The organism is Pseudomonas sp. S3_B08 (assembly GCF_054667725.1).
Genome location: NZ_CP162750.1, coordinates 5,110,403 through 5,124,696 on the forward strand (window position 1 = coordinate 5,110,403; position 14,294 = coordinate 5,124,696).

Below are 14,294 nucleotides of genomic sequence, written 5' to 3' on the forward strand. Positions count from 1 at the left end.
ATTTCAGGGGTCGTTTCATGCCGCTCGCCACGTTGATTCATCGCGCCAGTTTGCCAGGTCCGCAGGTTTCAGAGGCGCAGGCGCTGCAATGGCTGGCCGAATATTACGGACTTGGCGGCACTTTGCAGGCTCTGGGCAGCCAGCAGGATCTGAATTATCGCGTCGACAGCGAGCGTGGACGCTTCGTGCTGAAAGTCTGTCGTGGCGACTACGCTCTTGTGGAGCTGCAAGCCCAGCACGCCGGGCTCAAATACTTGGCCGAGCATTCGGCGATCAAGGTGCCGCGCGTCATCGCAGCCAATAACGGTGCCGATCTGTTGTCGTTGCAAGCCAATGGCGAAACGGTGCATGTGCGCTTGCTGGAGTACATCGACGGCCAACCATTGACCGATTTCGATCATCTTGGCAAAGACGTGGTCGCCGGGTTTGGCCGACTCTGTGGCGAGATGGATCTGGCCTTGGCAGGTTTCGATCACCCGGGTCTTGAACGCACCTTGCAGTGGGACGCGCGTCACGCCAACACTTTGATCAGTCATCTGTTGCCGGTGATCACCGACGCGCAGCAGCGTGCGGCGATCAGCGCTGCCGCCGAGCAGGCCGAGCGCCGTTTGCAGCCGCTGCTGGACAAACTGCCGGTGCAGGCGATTCACATGGACATCACCGATGACAACGTCGTCTGGGCGCGTGATGCCCAGCGGCATTGGCAGTTGCAGGGTGTGATTGACTTCGGTGATCTGGTGCGCACCTGGCGTATCACCGATCTGTCGGTGACCTGTGCGGCTTTGCTGCATCACGCCGATGGCGATCCGTTTGTCATCCTGCCGGCGGTCCAGGCGTATCACGCGGTCAATCCGTTGCAGTACGCAGAACTGCAAGCGCTATGGCCATTGATCGTGGCCCGGGCGGCGGTGCTGGTGCTCAGTGGCGAGCAACAGGTGAGCATCGACCCCACCAATACGTATAGCCGCGACAATCTCATTCACGAGTGGGAAATCTTTCGCGTCGCGACATCGGTGCCACAGGCGCTGATGGAAGCGGCGATTCTCAGCGCCGTGGGCCAGACCGTGCCGAAGGTCGAAAAACCGGAATTTGCGCCATTGCTGCCCGGATTGGTCGGGCGCGAATTCGCGCTGATCGATCTGGGCGTGTTGAGCCCGCACTTCGAGGCGGGCAATTGGGAGCAGCAGGGCATTGATCAGCGCTTGCTGACAGAGGCCGCAGCGGTGCACGGGCTGGCGGCGACGCGTTATGGCCAGTACCGCTTGTCACGTACCCGCCCGGACAGTGCGACTGAACCGGATACGTTCCCGTTGCATGTCGAATTGCGTGTGCCGACCGGAACCGAAGTGCAAGCACCGTTCGCCGGCATTCTGAAGCAAGCGGCAAACGGTGCGCTGCAACTCGATGGCCCACAGTTCAGCGTTCGCCTGTGGGGCGTGACGCCTGTTCTTGAACATGGGGTGGCAGTGGATAGAGGCCAGAAACTCGGTGAAGTCACTGGGCCGCTGATTGTGCAGTTGTGCCGAGAAGCAGAACTCGACGCGCCGCTGTTCTGCACGCCGTCCCGTGCATCGGCGTGGCAGGCGTTGTGCCCGTCACCGGCGATGCTGCTCGGGCTGGCCTGCGACGCCGAGCCTGAGCTGGACGCGAAAACCCTGCTCGAACGCCGCGATGCCAGTTTTGCCCGCACGCAAAAACACTATTACGTTGACCCGCCGCGCATTGAACGCGGCTGGCGCAATCACCTGATTGATATGCAGGGCCGCTCCTATCTGGACATGCTCAACAACGTCGCCGTGCTCGGCCACGGTCACCCTCGGATGGCGGCGGTCGCGGCGCGGCAGTGGTCGTTGCTCAATACCAATTCGCGCTTCAACTACGCGGCGGTCGCCGAGTTTTCCGAGCGCTTGGTGAAGCTGGCGCCGGAGGGCATGGATCGTGTGTTTCTGGTCAACAGCGGCAGCGAGGCCAATGACCTGGCGATTCGTCTGGCCTGGGCCTACAGCGGCGGGCGCGACATGATCAGCGTGCTCGAGGCGTATCACGGCTGGACGATCGGTGCCGATGCGGTATCGACGTCGATTGCCGACAACCCGAAAGCGCTGGAAAGTCGCCCGGACTGGGTGCACCCAGTGCCGGCGCCGAACACGTATCGCGGCGAATTCCGTGGCGCCGATTCGGCGCCGGATTACGTGCGCAGCGTCGAACATCACCTGCAAAAACTGGCCGAGCAAAAGCGGCAACTGGCCGGTTTCATCTGCGAGCCGGTCTACGGTAATGCCGGGGGTATTTCTTTACCGCCGGGCTATTTGCCGCAGGTGTATGAAAAGGTCCGCGCGCAGGGCGGGGTGTGCATCGCTGACGAAGTGCAGGTCGGTTATGGGCGCATGGGCCATTTTTTCTGGGGCTTCGAAGAGCAGGGCGTAGTGCCGGACATCATCACCATGGCCAAAGGCATGGGTAACGGTCAGCCACTTGGCGCGGTGATCACTCGCCGGGAAATCGCCGAGGCGCTGGAGGCCGAAGGCTATTTCTTCTCGTCGGCGGGCGGCAGTCCGGTCAGTTGCCAGATCGGCATGGCGGTGCTGGATGTGATGGAGGAGGAAAAGCTCTGGGAAAACGCCCAGGTCGTCGGCGGTTACTTCAAGGCGCGCCTGGAAGCGTTAATCGATAAACATCCGCTGGTCGGCGCGGTACACGGCTCCGGGTTTTATCTGGGGCTGGAGCTGATCCGCAATCGGCAGACGCTGGAACCGGCAACCGCCGAGACAGCGTTGCTGTGTGACCGCCTGCGCGAGTTGGGGATCTTCATGCAGCCGACGGGCGATGACTTGAACATCCTCAAGATCAAACCACCAATGGTGACGTCGCGCCAGAGCGTGGATTTCTTTGTCGACATGCTGGATCGGGTGCTTACCGAAGGCGTTTAAGCAAGGCACATCCCCTGTGGGAGCGAGCCTGCTCGCGAAAGCTGTGTATCAGTCGCCACATGCGGTGACTGACACAGCGCATTCGCGAGCAGGCTCGCTCCCACATTTGTTTTCGCTCTCAAGTTCGATTTGTATCGATTTAATTAGCGTTCAAACGAATAGATTACTGATTTATAGCTTTCAAAGCCGATATTTATCGGTTATAAATTCGCCATTGCTCCGGCATGATGATCTTTTGTCCGGTGCGCGCGTTTTCTTTTCGGTCGAATTCTTCGACTGTCAAAGCACTAGCCCGGAGATGATTCATGAGCCGTATCGTTACCGTCGCCGCCACGCAGATGGCCTGTTCGTGGGACCTGGAAGCCAACCTCGAAACCGCTGAAAGACTGGTCCGTGAAGCCGCCGGCAAAGGCGCGCAGATCATCCTCATCCAGGAACTGTTCGAGGCGCCGTATTTCTGCCAGAAGCCGAATCCGGATTACCTGCAACTGGCAACGACGGTTGAAGAAAACGTCGCCATCAAGCATTTCCGGAAAATTGCCAAAGAGCTGCAAGTGGTGCTGCCGGTCAGCTTCTACGAACTGGCCGGGCGTGCACGCTTCAACAGCATCGCGATCATCGACGCCGACGGCAGCAACCTCGGGATTTATCGTAAAAGCCACATTCCGGACGGCCCGGGCTATCACGAGAAGTATTACTTCAACCCGGGGGACACCGGCTTCAAGGTGTGGAATACCCGTTACGCGAAAATCGGCGTCGGCATCTGCTGGGACCAGTGGTTCCCGGAAGCGGCGCGCAGCATGGCCCTGCAAGGCGCGGAAATTCTCTTTTATCCAACCGCGATCGGCAGCGAGCCGCACGACAAGACCATTTCTTCGCGCGATCACTGGCAGCGGGTGCAGCAGGGCCATGCCGGCGCCAATCTGATGCCGCTGATCGCCAGCAACCGCATCGGCAACGAAGAACAGGACGGCTACGACATCACCTTCTATGGCTCTTCGTTCATCGCCAACCAGTTCGGCGAAAAAGTGCAGGAGCTGAATAAAACCGAAGAAGGTATTCTTGTGCACACGTTCAACCTCGACGAGCTGGAACATATTCGCAGCGCGTGGGGTTCATTCCGCGACCGCCGACCGAATCTGTACGGCGCGTTGAAAACCCTCGACGGTTCCCTGGAGTCCTGATGACCACATTGAAAAGTACCCCGCGCGCCGACGGCTTTTACATGCCGGCCGAGTGGGCGCCACAAACCCAGACCTGGATGATCTGGCCCGAGCGCCCGGACAACTGGCGTCTGGGTGGCAAACCGGCGCAGGCCGCGCACGCCACAGTGGCCAAAGCCATCGCCCGCTTCGAGCCGGTGACCGTTGCCGTCTCCGCCGGCCAATACGAAAACGCCCGCGCGCGCCTCGATGTGCCGAATATCCGCGTGGTGGAAATGTCCAGCGACGATGCCTGGGTTCGTGACAGCGGCCCGACCTTCGTTATCAATAACCATGGCGAAGTGCGCGGTGTGAACTGGGATTTCAACGCCTGGGGCGGTTTCGATGGCGGCCTGTATGCACCGTGGAACCGTGATTCGCAGGTCGGCGGCAAGATCCTCGAGATCGAGCGCAGCCCGCGTTACCGCACCGAAGGTTTCGTGCTCGAAGGCGGCTCGATTCATGTCGACGGCGAAGGCACGCTGATCACCACCGAAGAATGCCTGCTCAACCGCAATCGTAACCCGCACCTGAGCCGCGAAGAAATCGAAGCCGTACTCAGCGACAACCTGTCTGTGGACAAGATCATCTGGTTGCCGGATGGCTTGTTCAACGATGAAACCGACGGCCATGTGGATAACTTCTGCTGCTACGTGCGTCCGGGCGAAGTGCTGCTGGCGTGGACCGATGATCCGCAGGATCCGAACTACCCGCGCTGCCAGGCCGCGATGCAAGTGCTGCAAAGCAGCACCGACGCCAAGGGCCGCCCGTTCACGGTGCACAAAATGCCGATTCCGGGGCCGCTGTACGCGACCGAAGAAGAGTGTGCCGGCGTCGATGCGGTGGACGGTTCGCAGGAGCGCAACCCTTCCGTGCGCCTGGCCGGCTCCTACGTGAACTTCCTGATCGTCAACGGTGGCATCATCGCGCCGAGCTTCGACGACCCGATGGATGCCCCGGCCAGGGAAATCCTGCAGAAGCTGTTCCCGCAGCACGAAGTGGTGATGGTGCCGGGCCGTGAACTGTTACTGGGTGGCGGCAATATTCACTGCCTTACCCAACAGCAGCCAGCGCCGCACAAAGAGTGAGTTGAGTCGTAACAGCTTGAGTTGATTCACAAATCATCCAGGCAATGATTAGCTCGCTCTGCATGAAAGCAAGCCCGCGGCCCGTCAGGACCGCGGGCTTGTTTGTATCCGCCGGTCGACATTCGAGTCGCCTTGGCATAGCTCTTGTATTGCTCCTGATGCACTAGGGAGGGAGGGGAACTTCAACAGTTCTGTCACAAACCTTGGATAACGTAGCCGCTCACGAACGGGGAGAGAGCGCTGAAATGAACGCCGAAGTGAACGTAATCAGCGAGCGGACTGTGCATCCCATGGCCGTCAACGGCGAATCGCTCCAGCTTGTCGCGCACTGGTTGAAGTCCAATGGAACGCGTCAGATCAGACAACCTGATCCGCGCCGGATGATGATCGAGCGTTACCCCGCTGGCCTGTTCAGCGAGGCCGAGCTGGAAGCCTTGTGGGATGTGATGGAAGGATAGGAACAATAGGGATTGGTAAAAGCGCTGCCGGGATGGCGGCGCTTTTTTTGGCCTGATTTTTATCCACAGGCATTCAAAGGTGGGAGCGAGCCTGCTCGCGAAGACGTCAGCCCTGCCAATGACTTCATCGAATGATCCACCCATTTCGCGAGCAGGCTTGCTCCCACAGTTCAGAACTCCCTGTTTAATCCGTTTTTTCTGCAACAGCCCAGCAAAAAAAATACGTTTCTTAGACGTTTTTCGCCTATTTAAAGACGATTCTTGAAATTGACACACAGTTCAGGGCGCGGCTACGATTCGGCCCAACGCCTGTGGCTAACCGCCATGACTCAAAATAAGGAGCAGGCCCGCCATGACGTTAACGTCGGCGGGCTTTTTTGTTTCGGGGTGAATACAAGAGTGCAGAAAGCGCCGTTTCAGCCGTTCGACACAGCGCGTTTCAACCCGTAATAAGGAAAACAAAATGTTGAACAAGCGAATCAGTCTGATCGCACTGGGGATGTTGAGTGCTACACAGGCCATGGCTAACGACCAGGCCGAATCCAAGGGTTTCGTTGAAGACAGCAGCCTGAAAGTGCTGCTGCGCAACGCCTACATCAATCGTGATTACAAAGACGGTAACAAGGACAAGGCCGAATGGGGCCAAGCGGCCATCGGTACGTTCTCGTCGGGCTTCACCCAAGGCACCGTAGGTGTCGGTGTGGACGCTTTCGGTCTGTACGCATTGCGCCTGGACGGCGGCAAGGGCCGTAGCGGCGCCGGCGGCATCGACTTCTTCAAACAGGAAAATGATGGTCGCGCGAACCACGACATCGCCAAGGGCGGTGCTGCGGTCAAGTTCCGTGTGTCCAACACTGTACTGACCTACGGCGACCAGATGCCGGCCCTGCCGGTGCTGAGCTACGACAACGTGCGTCTGCTGCCGGAAAGCTATACCGGTACTTTGATCACCTCCCGTGAGATCAAAGGCCTGGAATTAAACGCCGGGCGTTTCACTGCCGAGTCGCGCAAGAGCGATGAAGGCCGTGACAGCGGCGGTCTGAAGTCGATCAACGTGTTGGGCGGCAGCTATCAGTTCACCGAAAACTTCAAAGGCGCGCTGTACGCCTCCGACGTTGAGGACGTCTTGAAGAAACAGTACGTGAACGCCAACTATGTGATTCCGTTCAACAAGGATCAGTCGCTGACCCTGGATTTCAACGGCTATCGCACCAAGCTGGACAGCTCGTACGTACGCGAAAACACCGTACCGGGCGAAAGCATCGTCACCGGTCGCGACAACAAGATCTGGAGCCTGGCAGCCACCTTCGCCACCGGCCCGCACTCGTTCACCGTGGCGCACCAGCGTTCCACCGGCGACAGCAACCTCGGTTATGCCTACGGCGGCTACCAGAAAGATCAGGGCCGTGTCGGCGACGGTGGTAACTCCATCTATCTGGCCAACTCCTACTGGTCTGACTTCAACGCCGAAGACGAACGCAGCTGGCAGCTGGGTTACGGTCTGGACTTTGGTTCGTTCGGCGTTCCGGGTCTGAGCTACAACTTCGCTTACGTGCGCGGCGACAACATCACCACGTCCACCAGCGAAGGCGGCACCGAGCGCGAAATCTTCAACCAGTTCAAGTACGTCGTGCAGAGTGGCCCGGCCAAAGACCTGAGCGTGAAGTTGCGCAGCTCGATCCTGCGCGTGTCGCAGAAATCCAGCGAGTACAACGTCAGCGGTAACGAGCTGCGTGTATTCGTGGACTATCCGATCAACATCTTCTGATGATCGATCCGCTGTAAGAGAAATGAGAAAACCCCGATTCGATCGGGGTTTTTTTTCGCCGGTTCTTCAGCGAAAACCGCAAATAACCGGTGTTTTTGTCATGTAAAAGTCGTTTTTCAAGCGCTGCAGATTTCGTTTCAAGCAGTGCTTCAAATGCCTGAAATTCTTTCTCATGGACGCAAATTCTCCACCCAATAGATTAGGGCGTTCAACGCAGCGGAGAATTTGGTAATGATCGTTTTGAACAGAGAAGTGGGCGAATCGCTACGGCGCGACAAGTTTGTCAACGTCCAGGGTGGTGACTTCAATCTCTACGGTCATTTTGCCGACTTCGTCAGACTGACCAAAAGTTGGGAAAACATGGAGCCAGACAGCTACTACGGTCAGGCCGAAGCCGGCATGCGTTATCGTCGTTACAGCGACTTTGAATACAACCCGAAAACTCGCGAGCTCAAGCAACTTGAGCATCGCGCCTATGTGCAATCGAAAGAGAACAACGCTTACGTCGGTGGCGTGGTGCGCCACTTCCAGGACTTTTCCGAGGAAGTGATCTCCTCGCCGGTGATGCGCAGCCTGATCGACACCGATTTCGAAGTGTACAAAAGTGTCCTGCCGGAAGAGTTGCACGATGAAATCTGGCAGTGCCAGATCCATCAGATCCGCATCGAGATCAAACCCGGCAAACAGCTGGAAATCACTCCTGAAGGTATTCATTGCGACGGCTATCCGTTCAGCGGTGTGCACTTCTGGGGCCGCAGTAACGTAGAGGGTGCCGAGAGTCGACTGTACGACATTCACGAGCATCAACTGGCGGCGACCACCTACGAGGAAATTCTCGATACCACCTTCTTCCTCGATCGCGACATGCGCCACTACGTGACCCCGGCGCGCAATACCCACACCCATGCCATGGCGTACCGGCAGATTCTGGCGATTTCCTTCTCGCGGCCCGGGACCGCTTTCGACATTGTTCGCTAATCAGATCACCCTAATCGACGGCGTCGAGTGCTCGACGCCAGTGGTACTGCGCCGCGCCACCGCCAAGGATGCGCAACGCATGGAGCGCTTCTTCCGCCAGTTCGACGAAGTGTCGTTCTGCGAATGGCAGGACGCCAAATGCCTGCGCGGCGTGTTGATCCAGAAAACCACCACGGCGTATCTGGCGTTCGATGTGGCTGGCGAGATCGTCGGCGCGGTGCTCGGCGGCATGCTCGGCAGTCGCGGCACGATCAATCATCTGGCCGTGAGCCCGCGCTACCGCAGCCAGGGCGTGGGCCAGCGTCTGGTTGAAGCAGCGTCGTCCGACATGAAACGGGTCGGGGTGCTGCGGATGTTTCTGTTCGTCGACGATGCTAACCTCGCGGGCAAGCGATTCTGGACTGCCCAGGGTTTTTGCGAGCCTCACGGCGAACGAACATTTGAGAGGGATCTATGAATGAAAGGTCCGGCAGCGCGCCGCTGATGGCGACTCATCAGCCGTCGCGCACGTTTGCCGAAGCCAGCCCGGTGGTCGCCGGGTATTTCACCGTGTCGTTTGTCTTCGGGCTGATGGCGGTAAACGCCGGTCTGCCGATGTGGCTGCCAGTAGCGATGTGCTTGTTTGTCTATGCCGGCGCCTCGCAGTTCGCCGCGCTGGCGCTGATCTCCAGCGGCGCATCGCTGACCACCATTGTGCTGACCACTTTCCTGATCAATGCGCGGCACATGCTGATGTCGGTGTACATGGCCAAGGCCCTGCGCGCGCTGGGTTTGAGTCGCATGGAGCGTTGGGCTTACGCCGGTGGCCTGACGGATGAATCCTTCGCCTTTCACAGCGTCAAGCTCGGCACGGGCGCACCGGTCAATGTGCGTTACCTGATCGGATTCAACCTGTTCTGTCACACCTCGTGGGTGCTCGGCGGTTTGCTCGGTGCGGTCTGCGCGCAGTACGCGGCGCACTTGATCAAGTATCAGCTCGACTACGCGCTGACGGCGATGATGCTCTACGTGCTGGTCTCGCTGTGCAACACGCGCAACAAACTGATCGCCGCCGCTGCCGCCGTGGTCTGTATGGGTGCGCTGAGCCTGATCGGCAGTTCGCCCTTCAACGTATTTATCGCCACGTTTGTGGGCTGCGGAGTGGGTGTATGCCTGACCAAACGTTCCTGATTCTGGTGGTGGTGCTGATGATGGCGGTGACATTCCTGCCGCGCGCCTTGCCACTGCAGATCAACACCGAACACTGGCCGCCCTTCGTGGCGCGGGCGCTGGAATATCTGCCGGTGGCGATCGTCGCTGCTATCAGCCTCACACCCCTGTTGATCAAGGATCGGCAGATCCAGCTCGATCGCCCGGAATTCTATGCTGCGATTCCGACGTTGCTATGTGCGTATTTCAGCAAAAACCTCTTTCTCAGTGTGGCGGTGGGGACGGCTGCGTACATTGCGCTCGGCTCGTTCATGTAGCGGCAGATCAACGACGTCGTTCAGCGCCTGGTGCGACAGCTCCGGATTGTTTACCGCCAGGCGCACTTCGAGGAAATCCTCGAAACCGGGAAAAATCGTCAGACCGTTCTTCTGCGCCGCTTCACGCGAGACCATGCCGACCGCATCCATCTGCGTGATCAACGACAGCGTCAGGGTTTCGCTGCAGGAATAGACCATGCGCTGGCCGTTCTCGTGATTGCCCAGCCCGGCGTCGAGAAACCGCAAGAAGCTGTGGGAATACGGACAATCTTCCGCAGGACGCACCTGAAACTTGTTGCCCAGCAAGGTCAGCGGATCGTTCTCCTGACCGCAATGCGCACCGACCACCTGCACCTGCACCTCCGGCAGCACGATACTCGGCAGCCCCGGCCGCTGCGGGCCGATCAGCACGGCGAGGTCGAAATCTTCGTTCTTCAGCTTGCTGAGATTTTCCATCGACTCGGCGTAGCTGAATTCCATCTGGTAATCAGGAAACACCTCGATCAGGCGTCCGATCATGCGCCGGTTGAAATCAGGCGACAGCGTGTTGTTCAACGCCACCTTCAACGTGCGCTGCCCGGGCACCTTCAGCGCCTCGACCTTTTCTTCCATCTGTCGCGTGGCGATCAACACTTTGTCGATGTAAGGCGTGAGCTCCGTACCTTGCGGCGTCAGCGTCAGGCCCTTGTTGGAGCGGCGAAACAAGCGGAAACCGAACTGCTCTTCGACCTTGTTCAACTGTGCGGCCAACGCCTGCACGGTCAGGCACGAATGCTCGGCTGCGGCCGACAACGAGCCGGTCTGCACGATGCGCATGAGGTTGCGTAAGGTTCTGCTATCCATGGGTAATGCCCTCTGAAGTGGGCTGGGTATTGTTGTTTACGAAACGACCGAAACGGCGCCATATGCCGGCTATATTCCTGCACCTGAGCATAGTTGTCGCGGATTTAGTAGCGAATTGATTTCCCCGCCGATGGCTGGAGGCTGACAGAGGATCGGGGTTTTTGGTGAAGTGGGGGTGATGAAGGTCAAAAAAGTGCGTGGTTTTGGTGCGCGGGGAGATTTTTTTCGAAGAGAAACAGCTTACATCTTCCTAGCTTTTTGCCTGCGTCATACGCAGATAGGTCTCAGGTAAAGTAACGATTCAGCTGATAGCGCCCAACAGTCAAAGGAGTTGAAATGGATGTCTGCTGCACTACTGAAAACTACCGATGTGCGCTGCCGCATTGATGAGGATTTGAAAGCGCGTGCCACTGAAGTCTTGAACGCTTGCGGGCTGAGCATTAGCGACGCCATGCGACTTTTTCTGCGCAGGTTGTTGCTACTCAGGGGCTTCCCTTCGAGGTGCGAGTTCCATCGGAGAAGACGGCCCGCGCAATGATGGAAGCACGAGAAATCCGTCAGCGTTTCGACTCGATAGACGACATGCTAAGGAATGCTGATGGCGAAACAGGAGAAAACGCAAAAACGCGCTGATCGGCCTAAACAGTGTGCACAGACTTCTGAATTCAAGAAGTCTTGGGATCGTTTAGGGAGTCATTCAGAACTGTTTAAATAGCGCAGAAAAACATAAGCCGACTTAACTCCGGCTTCTGTGCGTGTGATTGTTACGATTCGTTCATTTGTGTATCAAAACGCTAAAAAATTACAGTTATGTACTAGTCTTCAGCTAAGACAAAAAATCAGGAGGCGTCTATGCCTACCTCATCCCCAGCTCTCACCCCACGCGAACAACTCGACGCCCCCGAAGCCGGTCGCGTCGCGCTGAAGTTCTTCTTTAACCTCATGGAGCGCTGGGGCTGTAGCGCCGAGCAACAACGCACCCTGCTCGGTGGAGTCGGCAACACCACATTCTATAAATACAAACACCTGCCAAACACACGCTTGCCCCATGACACCCTCGAGCGCATCTCTTATCTGATGGGCATTCACAAGGCGCTGAGCATCATCTTCAGCAATAGCCGCGAGCGCGCCTACAAGTGGGTCAGCAGCCCGAACAACGCGGCACCGTTCAATGGCAAAACCGCGCTGGATTACATGCTGGCGGGCCGGGTGGTCGATATCGCCGATGTACGCCGCTACCTCGACGGAGTGCGCGGTTGAAAGCGCCGGCGCCGGTGGATGTGCCATGGCCGCGGGCGTATCGCATCGTCAACAGCAGCTTCCCGCCGATTGCGCTGTTCGAAGACGTCCTCGACCCCGAGGACCTCGAAGTTGCCTACGCCATCGAAGCGCTGACCAATGATCGCCTGATCGAACAGGCCGGCGTACTCGCTCGCGTACGTCCCGAAGATCGTCTGTCCGGCCCCGGTTCCAGCCCGGTGATGGCCGCGTTCACTCACGTCGGCAAACGCAGCCGTTTCAGTGACGGCACCTTCGGCGTCTATTACGCCGCCAGCAGCCAGGCTGCGGCCATCGCTGAAACCTGTTTTCACCAGGAACGCTTTCTCGCGGCGACCCAGGAAGCCGATCTCGAATTGACCATGCGTACTTACATCAATCAGGTGATCAAGCCGCTGCACGACGTTCGCCATGGCTTTGATCATCTGCATCAGCCTGATCCTGAAGCCTATGGCCCATCACAGCTGTTCGCGCGGCAACTGCGCGACGCCGAGTCGTGGGGCTTGCTCTATAACAGCGTGAGGTTGCCTGGGCATGAATGCGTTGCAGCGTTCCGCCCGCCTGCGGTTTCGATTCCGAAGCAGGGCAAGCATTTGCGCTATGTCTGGAGCGCAAGTGAGGGCAGGATTTCGTTTGTGTTCGAGGTCAGTCAGGTCTGAATTATCGCTTTGACTTCGTCGAGTGTTTTGACCGGAATGACGCCGGAAGGAATTCGCGAAGAGGGCGACAAGTTGTAAACGGCAAACTCTTTGCCGACGACTTTGTCGGACATGAGTTTCAGAGATGGAAGTATTCTGGAATGAAAATGCTGATCCAGACCGCACGGCGAGATAGAGCTTCCATCAGTCTCGTAAAAGCGCCCCGCGGACTGGTTCATATCCGCTCCCACCAAAATCACCTTTGAAAAGCCTGCGTGATAGGCAAGTTGGAGTGCGAGATACAAGACTGTGCGGGCATCAAAAAAACCATGGGCCAGGTTTTTGCTGAACCCGATACTGCGGTTTCGGCTACCCAGAACAGCGCGATTGCGTACGAGATCCTGGTTGTTGCGCAGTAGCCATTCAGTCAGGGTTGGTTTGGGCGCTTTCTTCAGAAGATAGAGATCACCTGTCGGTTCAACGGCCAGTTCCTGGGCCTGGCGAGCCCAGAGAGCTACTCGCTGACTGGTGCGCATCGCATAGGCAAACAAGTCAGGCTGTTGTATCGAAAAACTGGTGTCGGTGCATGCATAGAAGAACGGCTTTATGCCTGTTCCCATGAACATGGATATCGCACCGTTCACCGTGATCATCGGGATGTCGGCAAACTGTTCAATGGGAAAATCTTTCGCGGAGCTGCCCGAAACGATGATGAATGCAGCGCCGTGAGCGATATTTCGGCAGTCAGCAAAGTCCCTGACGTGGAGGGGAAGTGGGGAGGCATTTGGCGTTCTTGATGTCGAGTTCATCGATGGTCTCTAGGTCCATGTCATGCATTCAGTCCGTTGTGCTGACGTGATGAAGCGGGATGACTCTTCCACAGCGCCGCGCTTTGTAAGGGAGTGTTGCGCTCGGCGTTAGTTCCCAATTGGCCGCTGGGCAGCCGATGCGTTGGCCAAGAACGCTCCAGTGGCTGGCGGGTTGTCTGGATAGATGCAGGAGGGAAGTCGGATATGTCCCCGCACCAAGGGACCTTGAGGAAGGCCGGCATGTTTTCGGCAGGCCTGAAATGCAAAAAGCCCTCGCATCAACGAGGGCTTCGAATGGCGGTTTGCATCAATGCCTTTCTGGTGGCGAATCCATTACTTTCACCACATCATCGATCAGTGCCTTGCTTGGCTCGTGCAGATACTGCGAGGCATAAGCGCGGACTTTGCAGGATTGGGAGCAGGGGCGCAGGCAACCGACGGGTGCAGCGCAGACTCTCTTGCGGGTCGCAAGTCAGCATCCTGAGGCGTTGCGGGATTTACATCCTGCCCGATCCCCATTTTGGACGTCTTGGCTGACTCAGAAACAACAAAGCCCCTGCATTTCTGCAGGGGCTTTGTTTTGTATGGTGCCGGCACCAGGAGTCGAACCCGGGACCTACTGATTACAAGTCAGTTGCTCTACCAACTGAGCTATACCGGCGTGTGGGCGACGATTATAGCGATTGGGTAGATCCTGTAAACCCCTGAATTCAGACTATTTTTGCATTCCGGAAAAATCAGGCCCAGCGCAAATTTATGCGCTGCTTTTGTACCTCGCGCGTAGTAAGACATTTATACAGGGCGTACGGGTCAGCTTCGGCTTTCATGACCCCACA

Annotated in this window: 14 protein-coding genes, 1 tRNA gene and 2 pseudogenes; 13 read left to right on the top strand and 4 right to left on the bottom strand. The window is 57.7% G+C overall.

Annotation, left to right across the window (positions count from 1 at the left end):
- The first annotated feature begins 17 nt into the window (after positions 1-17).
- The 9 genes from AB4N73_RS23125 to AB4N73_RS23165 all read left to right on the top strand — a co-directional run bounded on the left by AB4N73_RS23125 (position 18) and on the right by AB4N73_RS23165 (position 9,890).
- Positions 18-2,930 (top strand): aminotransferase, encoded by a 2,913-nt coding sequence (locus tag AB4N73_RS23125; protein ID WP_460142590.1) that lies wholly within the window; start codon positions 18-20, stop codon positions 2,928-2,930.
- A gap of 305 nt (positions 2,931-3,235) precedes the next feature.
- The gene (gene aguB / locus AB4N73_RS23130; RefSeq protein ID WP_460142591.1) at positions 3,236-4,114 is read left to right on the top strand and encodes an N-carbamoylputrescine amidase; all 879 of its coding nucleotides are present in this window, start codon (positions 3,236-3,238) and stop codon (positions 4,112-4,114) included.
- On the top strand, positions 4,114-5,220 hold the full coding sequence (gene aguA, locus AB4N73_RS23135; RefSeq protein ID WP_150741769.1) for an agmatine deiminase: 1,107 nt from the start codon (positions 4,114-4,116) through the stop codon (positions 5,218-5,220). The genes aguB and aguA overlap by 1 nt, the downstream gene beginning before the upstream one ends.
- Positions 5,221-5,465: 245 nt before the next feature.
- Positions 5,466-5,678, top strand: a complete 213-nt coding sequence (locus tag AB4N73_RS23140; RefSeq protein ID WP_016772156.1) for a hypothetical protein — start codon at positions 5,466-5,468, stop codon at positions 5,676-5,678.
- Positions 5,679-6,141: 463 nt separating this feature from the next.
- Positions 6,142-7,446, top strand: a complete 1,305-nt coding sequence (locus AB4N73_RS23145; protein ID WP_236168224.1) for an OprD family porin — start codon at positions 6,142-6,144, stop codon at positions 7,444-7,446.
- 231 nt (positions 7,447-7,677) lie between these two features.
- Positions 7,678-8,424, top strand: a complete 747-nt coding sequence (locus tag AB4N73_RS23150) for a 2OG-Fe dioxygenase family protein (protein WP_041477502.1) — start codon at positions 7,678-7,680, stop codon at positions 8,422-8,424.
- Between the two features lie 79 nt (positions 8,425-8,503).
- Positions 8,504-8,881 (top strand): GNAT family N-acetyltransferase, encoded by a 378-nt coding sequence (locus AB4N73_RS23155; RefSeq protein ID WP_008080517.1) that lies wholly within the window; start codon positions 8,504-8,506, stop codon positions 8,879-8,881.
- Positions 8,878-9,594: an AzlC family ABC transporter permease gene (locus AB4N73_RS23160; protein ID WP_016772152.1), complete on the top strand. Its 717-nt coding sequence runs from the start codon at positions 8,878-8,880 to the stop codon at positions 9,592-9,594. The genes AB4N73_RS23155 and AB4N73_RS23160 overlap by 4 nt, the downstream gene beginning before the upstream one ends.
- Positions 9,573-9,890, top strand: coding sequence for an AzlD domain-containing protein (locus AB4N73_RS23165; protein ID WP_024011198.1), 318 nt, complete (start codon positions 9,573-9,575; stop codon positions 9,888-9,890). Before AB4N73_RS23160 ends, AB4N73_RS23165 begins: the two co-directional genes overlap by 22 nt.
- Here AB4N73_RS23165 and AB4N73_RS23170 read toward each other — a convergent pair.
- Positions 9,807-10,733 (bottom strand): LysR family transcriptional regulator, encoded by a 927-nt coding sequence (locus AB4N73_RS23170; RefSeq protein WP_122611119.1) that lies wholly within the window; start codon positions 10,731-10,733, stop codon positions 9,807-9,809. The genes AB4N73_RS23165 and AB4N73_RS23170 overlap by 84 nt on opposite strands.
- 340 nt (positions 10,734-11,073) lie before the next feature.
- Here AB4N73_RS23170 and AB4N73_RS23175 point away from each other — a divergent pair.
- The 3 genes and pseudogenes from AB4N73_RS23175 to AB4N73_RS23185 all read left to right on the top strand — a co-directional run bounded on the left by AB4N73_RS23175 (position 11,074) and on the right by AB4N73_RS23185 (position 12,670).
- Positions 11,074-11,366, top strand: a pseudogene (locus AB4N73_RS23175) (type II toxin-antitoxin system RelB/DinJ family antitoxin).
- Positions 11,367-11,585: 219 nt separating this feature from the next.
- Positions 11,586-11,993 carry an MbcA/ParS/Xre antitoxin family protein gene (locus tag AB4N73_RS23180; protein ID WP_252887134.1) on the top strand — a complete coding sequence of 136 codons (408 nt, stop codon included), beginning with the start codon at positions 11,586-11,588 and terminating at the stop codon, positions 11,991-11,993.
- Entirely contained in the window at positions 11,990-12,670 is a 681-nt protein-coding gene (locus AB4N73_RS23185; RefSeq protein WP_460142592.1) for an RES family NAD+ phosphorylase, read from the top strand. The genes AB4N73_RS23180 and AB4N73_RS23185 overlap by 4 nt, the downstream gene beginning before the upstream one ends.
- On the opposite strand, the gene AB4N73_RS23190 is transcribed toward AB4N73_RS23185, so the two are convergent.
- Together AB4N73_RS23190 and AB4N73_RS23195 are read right to left on the bottom strand one after the other, a co-directional pair.
- Entirely contained in the window at positions 12,661-13,458 is a 798-nt protein-coding gene (locus AB4N73_RS23190; protein ID WP_095181080.1) for a lipopolysaccharide biosynthesis protein, read from the bottom strand. The two genes, AB4N73_RS23185 and AB4N73_RS23190, sit on opposite strands and share 10 nt — an antisense overlap.
- A gap of 307 nt (positions 13,459-13,765) precedes the next feature.
- A complete protein-coding gene (locus AB4N73_RS23195) occupies positions 13,766-13,888 on the bottom strand; it encodes a DUF3077 domain-containing protein (protein WP_370695126.1) in 123 nt (40 codons plus the stop codon).
- Here AB4N73_RS23195 and AB4N73_RS23200 point away from each other — a divergent pair.
- Positions 13,857-13,958 (top strand): annotated as a pseudogene (locus tag AB4N73_RS23200) (helix-turn-helix domain-containing protein); the annotation flags it as partial. The gene AB4N73_RS23195 and the pseudogene AB4N73_RS23200 overlap by 32 nt on opposite strands.
- 85 nt (positions 13,959-14,043) lie before the next feature.
- Here the strand turns inward: AB4N73_RS23200 and AB4N73_RS23205 are convergent.
- Positions 14,044-14,119 (bottom strand) — tRNA-Thr (locus AB4N73_RS23205).
- Positions 14,120-14,294 lie beyond the last annotated feature (175 nt).